Here is a 16416-nt window from a genome sequence, read left to right on the forward strand (position 1 = left end):
AGAAGCCCGAATTGCGACGTTTTCACCACAAATCACCCTGCGGCTATCAATTCTTCATCGCTCGGAAATCCGTCCAATCCCTTGCTGCTGTTGGGATGAAGGGGTTTTCGGTCACGCACTAGTTTGCCGCCATTACGGCTGCAAAGACCTTGTCGCGTGTTCGGCGAAAGGCGATGTTGGTCTTGTCCGCGTCTATTGCCCTTTACGGATAGCCAACGTGATCCTTTCCCAGCCGCCATCTGTGATGAATCTGGCCTCCGCCTCCGGTCCGGCGGCAACCAGAAACCTCGGGCGAACCGGAAGTCCATTGACCGCACACTGTGACTGGGGGCCAAAGATGACGTACGCGACCTGCCCTTCGGGGGCGCCCGTTCGGGTATCGATTGTCTATACTCAATCACCGTGACGACAAGAGGACGACAACATGGAAATGGAACAAGTCAGCGCCAACTGTTTCGCTGTGCTAAACGAGAAAAACCTCGTGTGCGATGCCAACTCGGGACTCATCAACCTGGGCAGCGGCGTGGTGATCGACACACAGTCGGACCTGCCGCACGGACGCCAGATGATCAAGCTGTTTGGTAAGGTCTGGCGCGACATGCCCAAGCGCGTGATCAATACGCACGAGGACGGCGACCACGTGTGGGGGAACCAGCTCTTCGAGGGTGCCGAAATCATCGCACACCGCACGGTCAGGGAGCTGATGCCGCACGTTGCCGATCCGAAGGAGACCCGGCAACTGATCAAGGGTGCTGATCGCTTCCTCACGCGCATGCTGCTCAAGGCCCTGCACCCGGGCGCGTTGGCCATCGCCCAACAATTGCAGCAGGACTACGATTTCGACGGCATCAAGCTGGTGCTGCCGACCACCGTGTTCGAGGAGCGGCACGTGCTGGATCTCGACGGCACGGAGGTTCACCTCATGTACGTGGGGCCGTGCCACCAGATCGGTGACACGATCATCCATGTGCCCAAGGAAAAGGTCGTGTTCGCCGGTGACGTGATCTTCCGCGAGTGCACCCCCATGGGCTGGAACGGCACTTACGAAAAATGGCTCAAGGTTCTCGATCTCATCATCTCGCTCGAGCCGGAGGTCATCGTCCCCGGACACGGACCGGTGTGCGGCATTGAGGGTGCGATAGAGATGAAGGCCTACCTCGAATACGTGCGCGAAGAATCGAGGCGCTGCTTCGGGCAGGGGCTGAGCGCCTTGAAAGCATCGAAGAAGATCGATTTCGGACCGTACGGGGGATGGAAGGCTCCGGCGCGCTTGTTCATGAACGTCGAGCGGGCCTACCGCGAGTTCCGCAACGAGGCCACGGACGCACCCTGGGACCACGCGAAAGTCTTCGACGCGGTCCTCGCCGTGGCGAAGGCCAAGGGTATCGAGGTCGAGTTCTGATTGGGGTGCGCGTTTCCAATCAATCCGGGCCGTTCCCGGTGACGGCGCGCACAAAAACCAAACATCAATAGCAGGAGAGACAGAAATGAAATTTCCGCGTATCTACGCCGACGAACAGGGCGAGACGCACATTGGTGTCTGTGACCGCCCAGAGCATGATGCACCGTTCGGGCCGCCTCCAACCCCCATGGGGCTAATGACAGATATCGAGGGGGTCAGTAGCCTTGTCATGTTCTCGGTCCCGGGCGGGACCGAGGTGCCGGCCCACAATGCGCCGCAGCCTTATATCTGCATCGTTCTCTCCGGCGAGGGCGAGGTGACCGCCAGCGATGGCTCGACCGTACGCCTGGGTCCTGGTGGGCTGCTCTACTGCGACGACGTCAGCGGCAAGGGCCACGTGACCCGGTCGATCACCGACCTCAGCCTTGCCTTCATCAATCGTGCCAGTTCGTGAGTCGGCAGCGAGCACACCGAGAATCAAACCTGCAGCGCAGAGACAAGGTGAAGCATGATGAAGATGCACACCAGCACGATACTAATCGATAAGACGCGCGGTCTGGAATTTACCGAGAGCCTGCGCTGGCACGGCGGCAAGCTGTGGTTTCTGGACATCCACGACAAGCGGATCAAGACCGCGGATCACTTGCCCGTGGCCTGCGCCACCAGACGGCCGCTCGATTTTGAAACCCGCCGTTGAACCATTCGTGAGACGAATGACTGCAGAGGGTCGGAACCGGGCGTAGCGAAACGATCGAAGCCGCCGTTCGGCGTGCTTGGCCACCGGATGGCTGGTAAAGGATCCAATATCGGCCGTCCGCACAGTGTGGCGCCAATGACCGCCGAGGCCGACGAGCAGTCACTGGCGCTGACCGCGCACCCGCCTCTTCACGCCGTGCGGCGGACATTCCATTCATCTCATGGCTCGACATCGCCCGATGAATCGGGTTCCTACGCGGAGGCATTGTGCGCTCCTTTCGGGACTCTCGATTCGCCGTAGCAAAGTCAAAAGGGACGACCGGACCCCGAGATCTTGCGAGATCGCGTGACCCCGAGATCTGCGAGATCATGAGTCGATGCCTGGCGGGTAGTGCGATGCTATGCAATGTCACCAATCGCAACCCGCTGCTTCATCCTGCCCGTGATCGTGTCGTCGTCATGGTGCTGGATGTCATCGAGCAAGAACACACAGTCGGGGTTGTAGGCCTCAATACTGCGCGGAGAGGCATTCTTGTCGACGGCTGTCAGCACCACCACGTAACCCTTCGCGCCTGCCTCGATCAGCTTGATGTGCTTGCGGCGCTCGACGCCGCCATGGTGACCATGGTCATAGGAACTACCGAGTAGCGCGCGGCCCTTCCTGATCTCGTCATCCCAGCAGCGCAGGAAGACCGCGCCGTCATCGCGCACGGCTCCCCAGCTCCACATGGGGTTGCAGAGAGGGGCCTTCAGTACCTTTGCGAAGTGCTCTGTAATGGGGCGAGGCATCGTGCTCATCCTGTGCAGGGTAGATGTGACCGGTAGCAGACTGGTATCTGCCGCAACAGGAACCGCGTGAGTGCCTGGAATTCAGTGGTCGGCTTTTTTTCCACGACGTCAGTCGAGGGCACCGGCAATGTCGCGGGCACGGCCGGCCTCCGCGGACGTCTGTCCGCCGAATGTGTCGCGCCGATCACACCCACCAGTAGCGCACGATGTGAAAGAAGATCGGCGCCGAAAAGCTGATCGAATCGACACGGTCGAGCATGCCGCCATGCCCTTCGATGAGCGTACCCCAGTCCTTCACACCACGGTCGCGCTTGATGGCCGAGAGCACGAAGCCGCCGAAGAAGCCGACGATGTTGATGGTCAGCGCCACCAGCGCCGCCTGCCACACGTTGAAGGGCGTCAGCCAGTACAGGGCGGCGCCCAGGACGGTCGAGGTGAGCACGCCGCCGACCAGCCCTTCGAGCGTCTTCGACGGCGAGATCGCCGGTGCCAGCTTGCGCTTGCCAAAGAGCTTGCCCCACACGTACTGGAACACGTCGCTCGACTGCACCGTGAGCACCAGGAAGATGATCAACTGCGCGTTGCGGCCTTCGAACCCGGGAATCTCCAGCGTCAGCAGCGCCGGCACGTGCGAGATGCAATACACGCAGATCATCAACCCCCATTGCACCTTGGCGGCACGCTCGAGAAAGCGCTCGGCGTCGCTGCACAAGGTGGCCGAGACCGGCAGCAGCAGGAAGGCGTACACCGGGATGAGGATGCTGAACAGTCCGTACCAGTGGGTAGCGATGAGCACGTACTGGGCGGGCAGGAAGAAGAAGAAGCACCAGATCAGCGCGTGGTGGTCGCCGCGCCGGGTATGGGTGAGCGAGATGTACTCGCGCAGCGCCTGGAAGGAGATCAGCCCGAACAGGACGATGATGCCGCCCTCGCCGATCCAGAACGCCACCGCCAGTACGCCCACCATCCACCACCAGGCGTTGATGCGGGCGTTGAGGTTGTCGATGACAGCGCCCGAGGCGCCGGGCGCCAGCCGCCACTTGAGTACGGCGGCAACGCCGCTGGCGACAGCCAGTGCGGCAAAGACAGCCGCAAACACATCGAACAGGGTGTAATCGGGGCTCATCGCGGGTCCTGGGTCAGTTCGCTGGTGGGGCGAGGTCGAGTAGCGCGTTGCGTGCACGGTCAAGGAATCCGGCCTTGGTTTCGCCTGCGGTCAACGTCAGAGGTACGCCGAAGGTCAGCGTGCAGAGCAGCGGCACCGGCACTGTCGCACCCTTGGGCATCACCCGGCCGAGGTTCTCGATCCACACCGGCACCAGCTCCACCCGCGGCATCGCTTGCGCGAGATGGAAGATGCCGCTCTTGAAGGGCAGCAGCGACTCGCCTGTATTGCGCGTGCCCTCGGGGAACAGAATCAGGGAATTGCCGGCACGTAGCGCACCGGCCATCTGTTCGACCGGATCAGGGCCGTCCCGATCGGGCCGGCGATCCACCAGCACGGCGTGGAAGACCTCGTTGATCAGCCAGATCTTGAAGCGGCCATCGAGCCAGTAGTCCGCCCCGGCGACCGGGCGCGTCTGACGGCGCAACTCAGCCGGCAACGCCGCCCAGATCACCACGAAATCGCCATGGCTGCGGTGGTTGGCAAAATATACGCGCAGTTTCGCTTCGGGCTTGCAGCCCTGCCACAGGGGGTGTACGCCGGTGAGCAGCTTGGCGAAGTTGCACAACACCAGGCCAAAAAGTTTTTCGATCATGGCTCGTCGTTTCGTAAAAGGGCAGTCAGGGCCAAAGGGCAATGACGGTGAGCCCAAGCTGCAGGGTAGCGCAGGCCGCCTGCCACATCAGCAGCCGCATGGCACCGCATCGCCGTTCGGCCAGATCCGCTTCTACGGAAGCGGCCGGTGGCTTCTGTCGACCCACACGCAGATCGAACGCTGCCAGATCGGCGGCCGCTTCAAGCGGATGACGCCAGCGTAATGCCCAGAGGCGAAAGATTCCGGCGTCGAAGCGCACGCGCTGTGCAAATGCCCCCTGCCCCGCTGCCATCACGACAGCGCCGACGAGCGCCGGCGAACGAACCGGATGCCCCATCAGCCAGACAAGGCCGGTCATCAGCAGCATCATGCCGCTCACCCAGGCGAGCGTCCGGCCGCTGTCGAGCAGACCGGCGGTGATCGCAGCATCGGCCGCGAGGCGAGGCGCGAGGTCGTCGTCAGCGCGCATCGCTCAAGTCCTTGAGCAGCGTCAGGTGAGCCCCGGAAAACACGACCTGTGGTCGCGCGGCCTTGATCCGGGCGATCGCCGCATCGACTGAAGCGCAGCGGCCGCTTTGCAGCAGCCATGCGGCGACGGTGAGCGCGCTGCGCGAATAGCCCAGCGCGCAGCACACCAGGACCCGGCCACCGCTGGCGACGGCGCTGTCGAGTGTCGATGCGGCATGCCGCAAGGTCGCCAGTGACGGCACGGCCAGATCGAGCATCGGCACGCTGTGCGATCTGGCCGCCCCGCGCGGCGTGTCGAATTCGGCGGTGACATCGACGACGGCATCGAAGCGCTGCCGGGCCAGTTCGGCGGGTGTCGGCAGGCGGCCCAGCCAGACCGTGTCGGTGACCTGATCGGGCACGGGTTTTCGGCGCGTCCACAACCGGCTGTTGATCCATGCCCCCAGGCGGTAGGGCGCCATCAGCCAGCGCACCGCGACGCTCTGGCGGCCGTCGTGCTTCTGAAAACCGCCGACGCCGGCCCAGGCGTAGTTGACCGCCACCAGCGCGAGTGCCGCCGCCGGCCACGCAGCGAACATCGTCCAGCCGCCCTGCATCGCTATCAGCAGGCAGAACATGGCGCCGGCAAAATACCCCAGGGTGAGGCGCGGGCGTGTGACCTCACCGTGGCTGCGCCGCAACAGCGGCGGCGTACCCCGGTCGGGCCACAGCCACAGGCACAGCAGCCCCGCCAGGACGCCGGTGGGCAGGTCGAAGAAATGGTGTTGCCAGGTGGTCAGCACCGAGGCCGCCACCAGCGCCGCCCACAGGTGCCAGACGATGCGCCGGCCGGGCGACGCGCGGCGCACCAGCACCCACCAGATGATCACCAGCAGACTGATGTGCAGCGACGGCGCCTGGTTGTAGGGCAGATCGAAGCCGGCGAGGGCATCGAAAAGCGTGCCGAACAGACCGTCGGCGACCGGCTTCTCGCCCGAAAAGCGCAGCGGGAAGAGCACGAAGCAGGTCACCGAGACGAGTTGCGCGGTGAGCAGGCGCAGGCCGTGGTGATTGACTTCGCGCGGCGTGCGACAGGCCAGAAAGGACAAACCGTAGAAGAGGTCGATGGACCAGTAGGGCACGATGGTCCACGGCAGGAAGGGGATCACCCGCTCCCAGCCGAACACGATGCTCTCGCTCACCCCGCGGCTGGCCGCCAGCTGGTTGGTCCAGCCGTAACTCAGGAAGAACAGCGGCGCCAGCAGCACCAGCCAGGCCACGCTGTGCTTCCAGCGGATCGGCCCGATCGGAGCTGAGACGACGGTGTTCATGCGGTCTTGCGACGCGCGATCGACACCGTGAAGATGCCCCATTCATCGATTCGTTGCCCGACCTTCTCGAAGCCGGCCTCGCGCACCAGCTGGTCCATTTCCGCCTGGCTGCGACGGCGCATCACCCACGCCTCACCCTGGCGATGGCTGGTGAGCGCGCGGGCGATCATCTCCAGTTGCGGATGCCAGGGCTGGCCGGTGTAGATGAGATAGCCACCCGCTTCCACCGCCCTCGCCATGCCGGCCAGAGAAGCGCGGATCAGGTCGTTGGACGGAAACAGCTCGTACAGGCCCGAGACGATGCCGACCGTCGTGCCTGGTTGCGCGCTGGCCACCGACTCGGTGTCGAAGGCGTCGCCCTTTTCAAAGCGAACGACGCCGGCCAGGTCCTTCTCCGCGATCAGGCGGCGGCCGTCGCGCACGTTGATGTCCGAGTAGTCCCGCAGCAGCACGCTTTCGGGACGTGCGCTTTCGGCTATCAGGGCGTCGAGCACATAGCGGCCGTGGCCGGCGGCAATGTCGAGCACCCGCACCGGGGCGCCGTCGGCGCGCAACCGGGCCATGGCGTTGCGGATCGATTCCTCCAGATGCAGCTTGCGCTGGCGAATGCCGCGCCAGCCGATGGCGTCCAGGTAGTTGCGGTCCACCATGCGGCCGATGAACCCCGCGCCCCTGGCCTCGTTGCGATACACGTAGTCGAGCGTGCTGCCGGAATCGAAACCGGTGCGATGCCCCAGCGACACGCCGTCCGACACCATGCCGGCCCAGCGCAGGCCCTTGCGATAGGTCTTCCACCACCAGCCCTTGAGGCTGCCCTCGGGCAGCGCGGCAGCCAGCGTCTGCGCTTCGTCGAAGGTGGTCCCGGCCTTGTCGGCATCGTTCAGATCCACCGCCGGCGCGGGGTTGTCGAACTGGCGCAGGATGAAGCCGCGCACCAGCCCGACCGCCCGTTCCCGATCGGCTTCGCCCAGGGTGTCGTGGAAGAAACCCTCAAGCACGTGCTTTTCCTTCACCGTGCTGCCGAGGCGATCGAAGAAATCGTGCTGCGGCTGATGGTGCACCACCCAGTCCGCGCCCGAGACAAGCAGCTGCGTCGGGATGGTGATCGCAGCCGCATCGGCCACCACGCGCTCGGCAGCCTCGTACAGGGCAAGCAGGATATTCACCGAAATGGCGCGGGTGATCAGCGGATCAGCATCGAAGCTGGCCTGCCGCGCCGGATCGTGGGTCAGGAATTTCGACTTCACGTAACTATTGACGTAGAAATTGCCGCGCATCTTCTGCATCAGGCGCAGCCCCGGCCGCGCCAAGGGCACGTAGAGTTTCACCTTGAAAGCCGGCGAGGCGAGCACCAGCGCGCGTACCCGCGGCGCGTAGTCGTGCGCCCAGGTCGACACCGTCACCGCCCCCACGCTCTGCGCCAGCACCGCCATGTCCTCGTGGGCGATGCCATGGGTGTCGCGAATGTGATCGACAAAGGTCTGCACATCACGTACCGAGGTTCCGAAGCTTGGCGAGAAGCCGCGCGCGCCTGGCGAACGGCCATGGCCGCGGGCGTCCCAGGCAAAAAAGTCGAGATCCGGCAGATCCAGTTCATCCACCAGATGTGCCATGCGGCCCGAGTGCTCGTGCCCGCGATGGAACATCACCACGGCGCCACGCCGCGTGTCGGTGGCCGGCCAGTGGCGGTAGAACAGCTCGACACCGTCGTGGGTCTTGAAATGGCTTTCGGTCACCGGACGTTCGTTCGGTCGATCCATGGAATTCATCCTTGTTGTTGCCTGCGGCTCTCGGACAGGCCGGCGTGCACGCGATTGATGATGTTCACCGCGATGAGCAGAGCGATGGCTGGCATCAGCCACTCAAGCCAGCCCGGCAACTGCCCCGCCAGCCCCAGCCACAGGCCCAGCGCGCCAAAAACGAAAGCCCGGTCGCTCTTCCCCATCGGCCCTTCGTAACGGCGTGACGCACCGACCATCGGGCCCAGCGCGCCAGCCATCTCCGATACTGCCGCAAGCCAGATCACCAAGCCCACGCTCAAAGCTCCAAAGGGCGCCACGAAAGCAAAGGGCAGGTAGAGCGCAGCATCCGAGATGACGTCGGTCAGCTCATTGAGATACGCCCCCAGGGTCGACTTCTGGCCATGCTCGCGCGCCAGCAGGCCGTCGACGGCATTGAGTGCCATGCGCAGAAACAACCAGATCGGCAAGGCCAGGTACGCGGCTCCCCCGGGCTGAACAATCGCCAGCACCAGACCAAGGGCAAGCGAAAGTGTCATGGCCAGCAGCGTCACAGCATTGGCCGTAACGCCGGCGGCGGCCAATCGCCTGCTCAGCGGGCGGAGCAGGCCCTGGAAACGGGGTTTGATGTCGTAGATGGAAAGCATGGAGTCCGTTCTGGCGCAAAGACCGGCGAATCTTGGCTTATGGCTTGGTATCACGCGATACCATCGGCATCAAGACTGCTTACCCGTCACTGATCGGCGCCGCCAGCAAGTCTAGCAGTTCGAGCGGCGTCAGGTTTAGCCGGACGTGCCACCGGGCCTGGCTTCGGAATTTCATCGACCGGATGGCAGGATGCGCCAGCACGTGGCAGTAGAGCACCGTGCGGTCGACTTGCCGGCGACGCGAGCGAGAAGGCGCGCAAGGCGCTACCGGATCGGTAGCGGCTGTGTGTATCCTGAGCAAAGAGCTGTGCGAACAACTGCATGCCAAAACGGCAACCCGGACAGGACCGAACAAATACAAACGGCCCCCCGCAGGGCGCCGTTTGCCGGGTTGCCAAGCCGCTGGCCGCTTACACCGTTACCGTATCGGCCACGTCCGAGAACTCCTTGATCTTGTCGAAGTTCATGTAGCGATAGACATCGGCCGCCTTGGCGTTCACCACCTTGACCTGTTCCAGGTACTCGGCGACGGTCGGGATCCTGCCCATCAGCGCACAGATCGACGCCAGTTCGGCCGAGCCGAGATAGACGAAGGTGTCGATGCCGAGGCGGTTCGGGAAGTTGCGCGTCGAGGTCGACATCGCCGTGCTGCCCTTCCTGATCTGCGCCTGGTTGCCCATGCACAGCGAGCAGCCGGGCATTTCCATGCGCGCGCCGGACTTGCCGAGGATCGCGTAGTAACCCTCTTCGTTGAGGATCGCGGCGTCCATCTTGGTCGGCGGCGCGACCCACAGCCGCGTCGGGATGTCGGTCTTGCCTTCGAGGACCTTGCCGGCGGCACGGAAGTGCCCGATGTTGGTCATGCACGAACCGATGAACACTTCGTCGATCTTGGTACCGGCGACTTCGGAGAGCAGCTTCGCATCGTCCGGATCGTTCGGGCAGGCGACGATCGGTTCCTTGACGTCGGCGAGGTCGATTTCGATCACCGCGGCGTACTCGGCGCCGGCGTCGGCCTTGAGCAGGTCGGGCTTGGCGATCCACGCTTCCATGGCCTTGATGCGGCGACCCAGCGTGCGCTTGTCTTCGTAGCCGTTGGCGATCATCCACTTCATCAGCGTGATGTTCGAAGTCATGTACTCGATGATCGGCGCCTTGTCGAGCTGGATCGCGCAGGCCGCGGCGGAGCGCTCGGCAGCGGCGTCTGAGAGCTCGAAAGCCTGTTCGATCTTGAGGTCCGGCAGCCCTTCGATTTCGAGGATGCGGCCCGAGAAGATGTTCTTCTTGCCCTTCTTCTCAACGGTCAGCAGGCCCTGCTTGATGGCGTAGTACGGAATGGCGTTGACCAGGTCGCGCAAGGTGACGCCTTCCTGCAACTTGCCCTTGAAGCGCACCAGCACCGATTCGGGCATGTCCAGCGGCATCACGCCGGTGGCGGCGGCGAAGGCGACCAGCCCGGAACCAGCGGGGAACGAGATACCGATCGGGAAACGCGTGTGCGAGTCGCCGCCGGTGCCCACGGTGTCGGGCAGCAGCAGGCGATTGAGCCAGGAGTGGATGATGCCGTCGCCCGGACGCAGCGAGACGCCGCCTCGGGTGCTGATGAAGGTCGGCAGTTCGCGGTGCATCTTGACGTCGATGAGCTTCGGATAGGCGGCGGTATGGCAGAACGACTGCATCACCATGTCGGCCGAGAAGCCGAGGCAAGCGAGGTCCTTGAGTTCGTCGCGGGTCATCGGGCCGGTGGTGTCCTGCGAGCCGACGGTGGTCATCCGCGGTTCGCAATAGGTTCCCGGAAGGACGCCCTTGCCTTCCGGCAGACCGCAGGCGCGGCCGACCATCTTCTGCGCCAGCGTGTAGCCCTGGCCGGTGTCGGCGGGATTCTGCGGCAGGCGGAACAGCGTCGATACCGGCAGTCCGAGCGCCTCGCGCGCGCGGGTCGTCAGGCCACGGCCGATGATCAGCGGAATGCGGCCACCGGCGCGCACTTCGTCGAGGATCACCGGCGTCTTGAGTTGCGATTCGGCGATCACGCTGCCGTTCTTGAGCGCGGTGACCTTGGTCGTGTCGGCATCGATCCGCAGTTCGATCTCGTCGCCCATGTTCATCTGTTCGACATCGAGTTCGATCGGCAGAGCGCCGGCGTCTTCCATGGTGTTGAAGAAGATCGGGGCGATCTTCGACCCCAGGCAGAAGCCGCCGAAACGCTTGTTCGGAACGAAGGGGATGTCCTCGCCGGTGAACCAGAGCACCGAGTTGGTCGCCGACTTGCGCGACGAACCGGTACCGACGACGTCACCGACGTAGGCGATCAGGTTGCCCTTCTTGCCGAGCGCCTCGAGTTGCTTGATCGGGCCGCGCTCGCCAGGGGTGTCGGCTTCGATGCCCGGACGAGGGTTCTTGAGCATCGCCAGCGCGTGCAGCGGAATGTCGGGACGCGACCAGGCATCGGGAGCCGGCGACAGGTCGTCGGTGTTGGTTTCGCCGGTGACCTTGAACACCGTCAGCTTCTGCGAAGCAGGCACTTCCGGTCGCGAGGTGAACCACTCGGCGTCGGCCCAGCTTTGCAGCACCGATTTGGCGTTGGCGTTGCCCTTGTCGGCCAGGTCCTTGACGTCGTGGAAGAAGTCGAAGACCAGCAGCGTCTTCTTGAGGGCCTCGGCGGCGATGGCGCCGGTCGGGCCGGCGAGCAGGTCGATCAAAGGCTTGACGTTGTAACCGCCGAGCATGGTGCCGAGCAGTTCGGTCGCTTTTTCCGGCGCGATCAGTGCGCAGAGCTGGTCACCCCTGGCGACCTTGGCGAGGAACTCGGCCTTGACCTTGGCCGCGTCATCGACGCCGGCCGGTACCCGATAGGTGATCAGCTCAACGAGATTCTCCCCTTCGCCCGCCGGCGGATTGTTCAGCAGTCCGACCAGCTCCTCGGTCTGCTTGGCGGTCAACGGCAGGGGCGGAATGCCAAGCGCAGCGCGCTCGGCAACGTGGGCACGATAGGATTCCAGCACGGCGACGTCCTTTCTCAAAGTGTGTAGGGCGGCAAAAGGTCAATTGTACTGCAAGGCCGAAACGACAACCGACGCGAGACCTCGCTTCGGGCCGTGGCGCTGTCCCGGGCGGCAGAAATGCCCTTGCCGCCCACCCATTGACTTCTTTGTATTATATAAGACATACGACTCGCTGTGAACTGCCCGCACCGCATTCCGCAGACGAGGCCCGCCCGGGTTCTCGTGCCTGCCAGACCTTGTGGTCGCCTGCGGCGGCTCGACCTCAGCTCAGATCGGTAACCGTCCGCAGCAGGCGATGGCCGGAGTCCCGGTACTTGCGCTCGAACGGCGTGATCGGCGGATCGGGAAGATACGACTCGGCTACCGCCGGCCGGCCGGTGAGCTGCCGTACGGCCAGGCAGTGCTCGGCGATGTAGATCGGCCAGTTGCTGCGACACTCGAGGACCCCACCGAGGGCGAGCATCGTCGGAAAAACGGGGTGCCCGTGCCAGCGTCGGCGCAGGTGCCCGATCTTCGGCCAGGGGTTGGGGTACAGCAGGTAGTGACGAGCGAGCCGCAGACCCGCGTCGTGCAGCAGGCGCCAATAGTCGACCAGGTCGGCACGGACCAGGTCGAGATTCGGCGGCCACTCCGAACGTCGGCGCTGACCGCGCTGTAGCCGGGATGCGGACTGGTCCACGCCGATCACGTAATGGGCGGGGAACGCCCTGGCAAGAACGAGACTGCTCTCCCCTACCCCGCAACCGGAGTCGAGGATCAGCGGTGCGCCCGACGCCAGAAGCTGAAAGCGCTCGACGCTGGCGGCAAACGCGACCCGATTGTAGTCAGCGTAAGGTTTGCGAAATGGCGAAGCCGCATGACGATCGACGACCATCGGCAGCTGCTCGTGAATACCGCTTTGCGCACTCTCCGGGACGCGTGAGTCAGCGTGCATCGGGTACGGCGTGCGCCACTGGCGGCAGAACCGGGACGCCATGCAGCGCGAGCACTCGGCTGACCTCGGCCACGCAACGCAGGGCGCGCACCGCCTGGAACAAGGCCTCGGCTTCGACGAAGTTGCGCCGCAGGGCACCCAGCCAGAGTTTGAGCCGCCCCGCTGCGTGCCGCTCGGCGACCTTGGCGCCCACCTGCTGCCAGAACGACGCCAGCAAGGGCCGCAGCTCGCGCCAGTCCGCCGAACGATCGGCCTCGACCTCGCCGCCGGCCGCCAGCGCGCGAATCCGCCGGGCGAGGAAAGGATCGGCGACCGCACCGCGACCGATCATCACGTCGTCGCTACCGCTCACCGCGCAGCAGCGCGCATGGTCAGCCGTGCTCCACACCTCGCCGTTGGCGACCACCGGCTGCCCCACGACTTCGCTGATTCGCGCCACCCATTCCCAGTGCGCCGGTGGCCGATAAGCCTCGACCCGGGTCCGCGCGTGCACCGCCAGCGAGACGATCCCGCCTGCCGCCAGCGCTCGCGCACAATCCAGCGTTCGTGCCGTATCGCGGACGCCGAGCCGCATCTTGGCGGTGAACGGAATCTCCGGCGGTACCGTCCGCCGGACGGCGGCCGTGATGCGGTACAACTGCTCGGGATCGGCCAGCAGCATGGCGCCGCCACCGTGGCGATTGACCCGTGGCGCCGGGCAACCAAAGTTGAGATCGATCCCGGCCGGGGCGAGTTGCGCCAACTGTGCGGCGTTCTCGGCGAGGCACGCGGGGTCGCTGCCGAGCAGTTGCACAGCCACCGGCGTGCCGGCCGTGGTCCGGCTACCGCGGTCGAGTTCCGGGCAGCGGCGCCGGAAGGCCCGCGGCGGCAGCAGGCTGCCCGACACCCGGATGAACTCATTTACCGCCAGGTCATACCCACCGACACGCGTCAGCACGTCGCGCAGAACGTCGTCGACCAGGCCCTCCATCGGTGCCAACAGCAGTCTTGCCATCTTCCGCCCGCTCTCGCCAATTCACGCCGGTCGACCAGCAGCCCGTTCGACCGGCGGGCGCGGGCCTGACGCCGATCTGGCGCGCCGCGGACGATACCGCCGACCACGGCTGGCCGGGCCGGCGCACCTTCCTGTCGTTGCCGAAAACAAAGCGGGCCGGACATGCCGGCCGCGCGTCGCGCCATTCCCGCTCAGTTCGTGCTCTTGCTCTTGCCCTTCTTCCTGGGTGCGGGCGCCTGCGCGTCATCGCCTCCCTGGACGCCCAGGTTCCCACCGGTCCCCAGGCCGCCCTTCACTTCCTGCGCCTTGTAATTCTTCACCGCCCGGACGATGTTGTTATACGAGTCGGTAAAAGCGGCAACGATAACCTTGCCCTCGGCGGTATTGGAATACCCGCCGAGTCCGCCACCCGCGCTGCTGCCAAACAGTGCGCCCATCGCGCCGAAGTCCATGTTCTTGGCGCTTCCTTCCGCGGCGGCCAGCTGCACACCGGAACGGTTGTCGATGAGGGTCAACAGGGTGCTGGCTTCCTTGACGTTCATGCTGCCGGCAACGGCTCCGAGAACCCCAAGACTGCGATTGATCCCACCCAGACCACCCGCCATGCCTCCTGCATTCTGGTTGCTGAAGGTGATCGACGGGCTCATCGAGTAGTCGGCCGAGACCATCTGGCCCTTCTGAAACTTGGAACCCTTGCGGAGCTCGCCGGAGTCTGCCAGGGCACGTTCCTGCATCATGTTGTTCATCGCCCGGCCCCGCTCGACGACCACGAAGCAGTTCGACTGCTGGATCAACAGCTTGAGCACCGGCGTGGTCGACCCCAATCGCATCTGGCCGGTCAGGATGCCATACCAGGGCGAATTGGTGTCTTCGACCACCGCGATCGTGCCGAGCGAGCTGGCGCATTTCTCGAGTTGGCTGTTGGCATTCTCGGCATTGGCACCGCCGGCCGAACCGGTGGCCGCGGTCTTCGCGTCGGGCGAACCCATCTGCATGTTGGAGCAAGAGGCCAGCAGCACGCTGGCAGCGGCAGCGACGACCAGGCGTGCGGCATTTTCGGAACTCGGCAATGACATATGTCCCCTCCCTTTGGCAAGTTGTCTGAATGTAACGGGCAACGCCAACCATCGCCAGCGCCCCACGAGGAGGGGACTATACCAGCATGAACCCCGACTGCGGGAGCGGGATTGGCGGCTGCGCTGCGGTCAGCGGACCCCGGAGCCCAGCGCCGTGGGGCGTTCACCTGCCGTCCTCCAGACAATCGTTTCGGGATCGTCGCGGTGGCGACCACCGCTTGACCGGCAACTCTCTTCGCCGAGAATCGAGGCCAGCGCGACGCACCGGTCGATTGCTGCACTTGTCCATTCGCCCCTGAGTTACGGCATGCGGTCCCTGTCGATGCGGCGGTTCGACCCCCACCCGAGGCTGCATCACCATGTCATGCCTGCTGCGCGCGCTGTGCGCGGACATCACCACGCTGGCGGTTGACGCCGTGGTCAACGCAGCCAACCCGTCGCTACTGGGCGGCTGTAGCGTCGACGGAGCGATCCACCGTGCAGCCGGCCGCGAGTTGCTGCGCGAGTGCCAGGCGCTGGGCGGCTGCAAGAGCGCCGATGCCAAGTTGACCAGGGGCTACTGCCTGCCAGATATATCATTCACACCGTCGGCCCAGTCTGGCGCGGCGGCACCCATGGCGAAGCGGAGCCCCTGGCCTCCTGCTATCGCTGGGCTATTGACGACTTGGCCGCGGCCAACGATCTCCGCACGCTGGCCATCCCAAGCCTCACTACCGGCGTCTATGGCGATCCGGTAGGGCAAGCCCCGCGCGTCGCAGTGACAACCGTTCGTTCGTCGCGGAAAACACGCTGCACGATCGACGGGGTGGTCTCTTCTGCTGGTTCTCGGCAAGCGACTTGCTGGTCTATGACGATCTGCTCGGCGCGACGAGCAACTGATCGGGATCAGCAAAAGGCCAGCGGCGCCCTGCCGAGCGCAGCGGGAATGTTCAGCAGCGGGTATTGGCCGGGCAGTTCAGCAGGGCGCTGGCCACTGGTGTCACCGGCCGACCTTCGTTCACCCAGGCGCGCAGGCCGCCCTTGACGTTGTAGACGCTCTGATAGCCGGCTTGCTCGGAGAGAAACTGGCTTGCCGCTTTGGTGCGGTTGCCACTTCGGCAGATGACAATTACCGGCTGATTGCGCGTCGCCACCTCCTGCACCTTCGCCAACCAGGCTGGATGATCGATGCGGCCGCGATCATCGACGTACGTGATCAGCTTGCTGCCCTCGACAACCCCGCTGTCCCGCCATTCGCTGGCCGTGCGGATGTCGATGACCGGGACCCCAGCGGCTCTGAGACGTGCCAACTCGGCCGTGTCGATGTCAACCACCTCGGCACGCACCGTAAACGCCAGAAGCAAAGCAAGAAAGAAAGAAAAGACACTGCGGACCATGACGAACCTCCGGTAGAGCCAACTTTCCTATCATACTCGCCGGTGATCGGCGCTGTTACGTCCGCCGCTCTCCCGGGTCTGACGGCGCGCTTCATTCCTAGAGTGTGTTGACATTCAAGCGAGCCAAATGACGGATGCGGCGAGGGCGATGAAGGAAGCGAAACGCTCGGCGAGTTTGTCGTAGCGTGTGGCGATACGTCGAAATTGCTTGATGCGGCAG

General features: G+C 64.5%; 15 protein-coding genes and 2 pseudogenes. 4 read left to right on the forward strand and 13 right to left on the reverse strand.

The features are described from left to right. The first annotated feature begins 424 nt into the window (after positions 1–424). The 3 genes from Q1L50_RS07155 to Q1L50_RS07165 all read left to right on the forward strand — a co-directional run bounded on the left by Q1L50_RS07155 (position 425) and on the right by Q1L50_RS07165 (position 2099). Positions 425–1402 carry an MBL fold metallo-hydrolase gene (locus Q1L50_RS07155; protein WP_300337102.1) on the forward strand — a complete coding sequence of 326 codons (978 nt, stop codon included), beginning with the start codon at positions 425–427 and terminating at the stop codon, positions 1400–1402. An 85-nt stretch (positions 1403–1487) separates the two neighbouring features. Continuing rightward, positions 1488–1856 carry a cupin domain-containing protein gene (locus Q1L50_RS07160; RefSeq protein WP_300337104.1) on the forward strand — a complete coding sequence of 123 codons (369 nt, stop codon included), beginning with the start codon at positions 1488–1490 and terminating at the stop codon, positions 1854–1856. A 57-nt stretch (positions 1857–1913) separates the two neighbouring features. After that, positions 1914–2099, forward strand: coding sequence for a hypothetical protein (locus Q1L50_RS07165; protein ID WP_300337106.1), 186 nt, complete (start codon positions 1914–1916; stop codon positions 2097–2099). A gap of 398 nt (positions 2100–2497) precedes the next feature. Here the strand turns inward: Q1L50_RS07165 and Q1L50_RS07170 are convergent, their stop codons facing one another. The 11 genes from Q1L50_RS07170 to Q1L50_RS07220 form a co-directional block, all read right to left on the reverse strand. Continuing rightward, positions 2498–2809 carry a hypothetical protein gene (locus Q1L50_RS07170; protein ID WP_300337107.1) on the reverse strand — a complete coding sequence of 104 codons (312 nt, stop codon included), beginning with the start codon at positions 2807–2809 and terminating at the stop codon, positions 2498–2500. Positions 2810–3071: 262 nt separating this feature from the next. After that, positions 3072–4013, reverse strand: coding sequence for a phosphatidate cytidylyltransferase (locus Q1L50_RS07175; protein ID WP_300337108.1), 942 nt, complete (start codon positions 4011–4013; stop codon positions 3072–3074). 13 nt (positions 4014–4026) lie between these two features. Next, on the reverse strand, positions 4027–4647 hold the full coding sequence (locus Q1L50_RS07180) for a lysophospholipid acyltransferase family protein (protein ID WP_300337110.1): 621 nt from the start codon (positions 4645–4647) through the stop codon (positions 4027–4029). Positions 4648–4672: 25 nt separating this feature from the next. Continuing rightward, positions 4673–5116, reverse strand: coding sequence for a hypothetical protein (locus tag Q1L50_RS07185; protein WP_300337111.1), 444 nt, complete (start codon positions 5114–5116; stop codon positions 4673–4675). Further along, positions 5106–6425 carry a phosphatase PAP2/dual specificity phosphatase family protein gene (locus tag Q1L50_RS07190; protein WP_300337113.1) on the reverse strand — a complete coding sequence of 440 codons (1320 nt, stop codon included), beginning with the start codon at positions 6423–6425 and terminating at the stop codon, positions 5106–5108. Before Q1L50_RS07190 ends, Q1L50_RS07185 begins: the two co-directional genes overlap by 11 nt. Continuing rightward, positions 6422–8185 carry a bifunctional alpha/beta hydrolase/class I SAM-dependent methyltransferase gene (locus Q1L50_RS07195; protein ID WP_300337114.1) on the reverse strand — a complete coding sequence of 588 codons (1764 nt, stop codon included), beginning with the start codon at positions 8183–8185 and terminating at the stop codon, positions 6422–6424. The genes Q1L50_RS07190 and Q1L50_RS07195 overlap by 4 nt, the downstream gene beginning before the upstream one ends. 5 nt (positions 8186–8190) lie before the next feature. After that, the gene (locus tag Q1L50_RS07200) at positions 8191–8811 is read right to left on the reverse strand and encodes a CDP-alcohol phosphatidyltransferase family protein (RefSeq protein ID WP_300337116.1); all 621 of its coding nucleotides are present in this window, start codon (positions 8809–8811) and stop codon (positions 8191–8193) included. 410 nt (positions 8812–9221) lie between these two features. After that, the gene (locus Q1L50_RS07205) at positions 9222–11816 is read right to left on the reverse strand and encodes a bifunctional aconitate hydratase 2/2-methylisocitrate dehydratase (protein WP_300337117.1); all 2595 of its coding nucleotides are present in this window, start codon (positions 11814–11816) and stop codon (positions 9222–9224) included. Between the two features lie 262 nt (positions 11817–12078). Then, a complete protein-coding gene (locus tag Q1L50_RS07210) occupies positions 12079–12750 on the reverse strand; it encodes a methyltransferase domain-containing protein (RefSeq protein ID WP_300337119.1) in 672 nt (223 codons plus the stop codon). Further along, a complete protein-coding gene (locus Q1L50_RS07215; RefSeq protein ID WP_300337121.1) occupies positions 12740–13744 on the reverse strand; it encodes a tRNA-dihydrouridine synthase in 1005 nt (334 codons plus the stop codon). Before Q1L50_RS07215 ends, Q1L50_RS07210 begins: the two co-directional genes overlap by 11 nt. Before the next feature lie 191 nt (positions 13745–13935). Continuing rightward, positions 13936–14820, reverse strand: coding sequence for a CsgG/HfaB family protein (locus Q1L50_RS07220; RefSeq protein ID WP_300337123.1), 885 nt, complete (start codon positions 14818–14820; stop codon positions 13936–13938). A 359-nt stretch (positions 14821–15179) separates the two neighbouring features. On the opposite strand from Q1L50_RS07220, the pseudogene Q1L50_RS07225 reads away from it, so the two are divergent. Beyond that, a pseudogene (locus Q1L50_RS07225) lies at positions 15180–15699 on the forward strand (macro domain-containing protein). A 50-nt stretch (positions 15700–15749) separates the two neighbouring features. Here Q1L50_RS07225 and Q1L50_RS07230 read toward each other — a convergent pair. Both Q1L50_RS07230 and Q1L50_RS07235 read right to left on the reverse strand, forming a co-directional pair. Beyond that, positions 15750–16196, reverse strand: a complete 447-nt coding sequence (locus Q1L50_RS07230) for a rhodanese-like domain-containing protein (RefSeq protein WP_300337125.1) — start codon at positions 16194–16196, stop codon at positions 15750–15752. 114 nt (positions 16197–16310) lie between these two features. Next, positions 16311–16416, reverse strand: a pseudogene (locus tag Q1L50_RS07235) (IS5/IS1182 family transposase); the annotation flags it as partial.

It is taken from the genome of Accumulibacter sp., from assembly GCF_029255145.1.
GTDB lineage: Bacteria > Pseudomonadota > Gammaproteobacteria > Burkholderiales > Rhodocyclaceae > Accumulibacter.

Bases quoted from the DNA above. Each gene is read 5' to 3' on its own strand.
- Q1L50_RS07215 (WP_300337121.1), bottom strand. From the start codon at position 13,744: ATGGCAAGACTGCTGTTGGCACCGATGGAGGGCCTGGTCGACGACGTT.
- Q1L50_RS07155 (WP_300337102.1), top strand. From the start codon at position 425: ATGGAAATGGAACAAGTCAGCGCCAACTGTTTCGCTGTGCTAAACGAG.
- Q1L50_RS07175 (WP_300337108.1), bottom strand. From the start codon at position 4,013: ATGAGCCCCGATTACACCCTGTTCGATGTGTTTGCGGCTGTCTTTGCC.
- Q1L50_RS07190 (WP_300337113.1), bottom strand. From the start codon at position 6,425: ATGAACACCGTCGTCTCAGCTCCGATCGGGCCGATCCGCTGGAAGCAC.
- Q1L50_RS07230 (WP_300337125.1), bottom strand. From the start codon at position 16,196: ATGGTCCGCAGTGTCTTTTCTTTCTTTCTTGCTTTGCTTCTGGCGTTT.
- Q1L50_RS07160 (WP_300337104.1), top strand. From the start codon at position 1,488: ATGAAATTTCCGCGTATCTACGCCGACGAACAGGGCGAGACGCACATT.
- Q1L50_RS07185 (WP_300337111.1), bottom strand. From the start codon at position 5,116: ATGCGCGCTGACGACGACCTCGCGCCTCGCCTCGCGGCCGATGCTGCG.
- Q1L50_RS07165 (WP_300337106.1), top strand. From the start codon at position 1,914: ATGAAGATGCACACCAGCACGATACTAATCGATAAGACGCGCGGTCTG.
- Q1L50_RS07220 (WP_300337123.1), bottom strand. From the start codon at position 14,820: ATGTCATTGCCGAGTTCCGAAAATGCCGCACGCCTGGTCGTCGCTGCC.
- Q1L50_RS07180 (WP_300337110.1), bottom strand. From the start codon at position 4,647: ATGATCGAAAAACTTTTTGGCCTGGTGTTGTGCAACTTCGCCAAGCTG.
- Q1L50_RS07210 (WP_300337119.1), bottom strand. From the start codon at position 12,750: ATGCACGCTGACTCACGCGTCCCGGAGAGTGCGCAAAGCGGTATTCAC.
- Q1L50_RS07195 (WP_300337114.1), bottom strand. From the start codon at position 8,185: ATGGATCGACCGAACGAACGTCCGGTGACCGAAAGCCATTTCAAGACC.
- Q1L50_RS07200 (WP_300337116.1), bottom strand. From the start codon at position 8,811: ATGCTTTCCATCTACGACATCAAACCCCGTTTCCAGGGCCTGCTCCGC.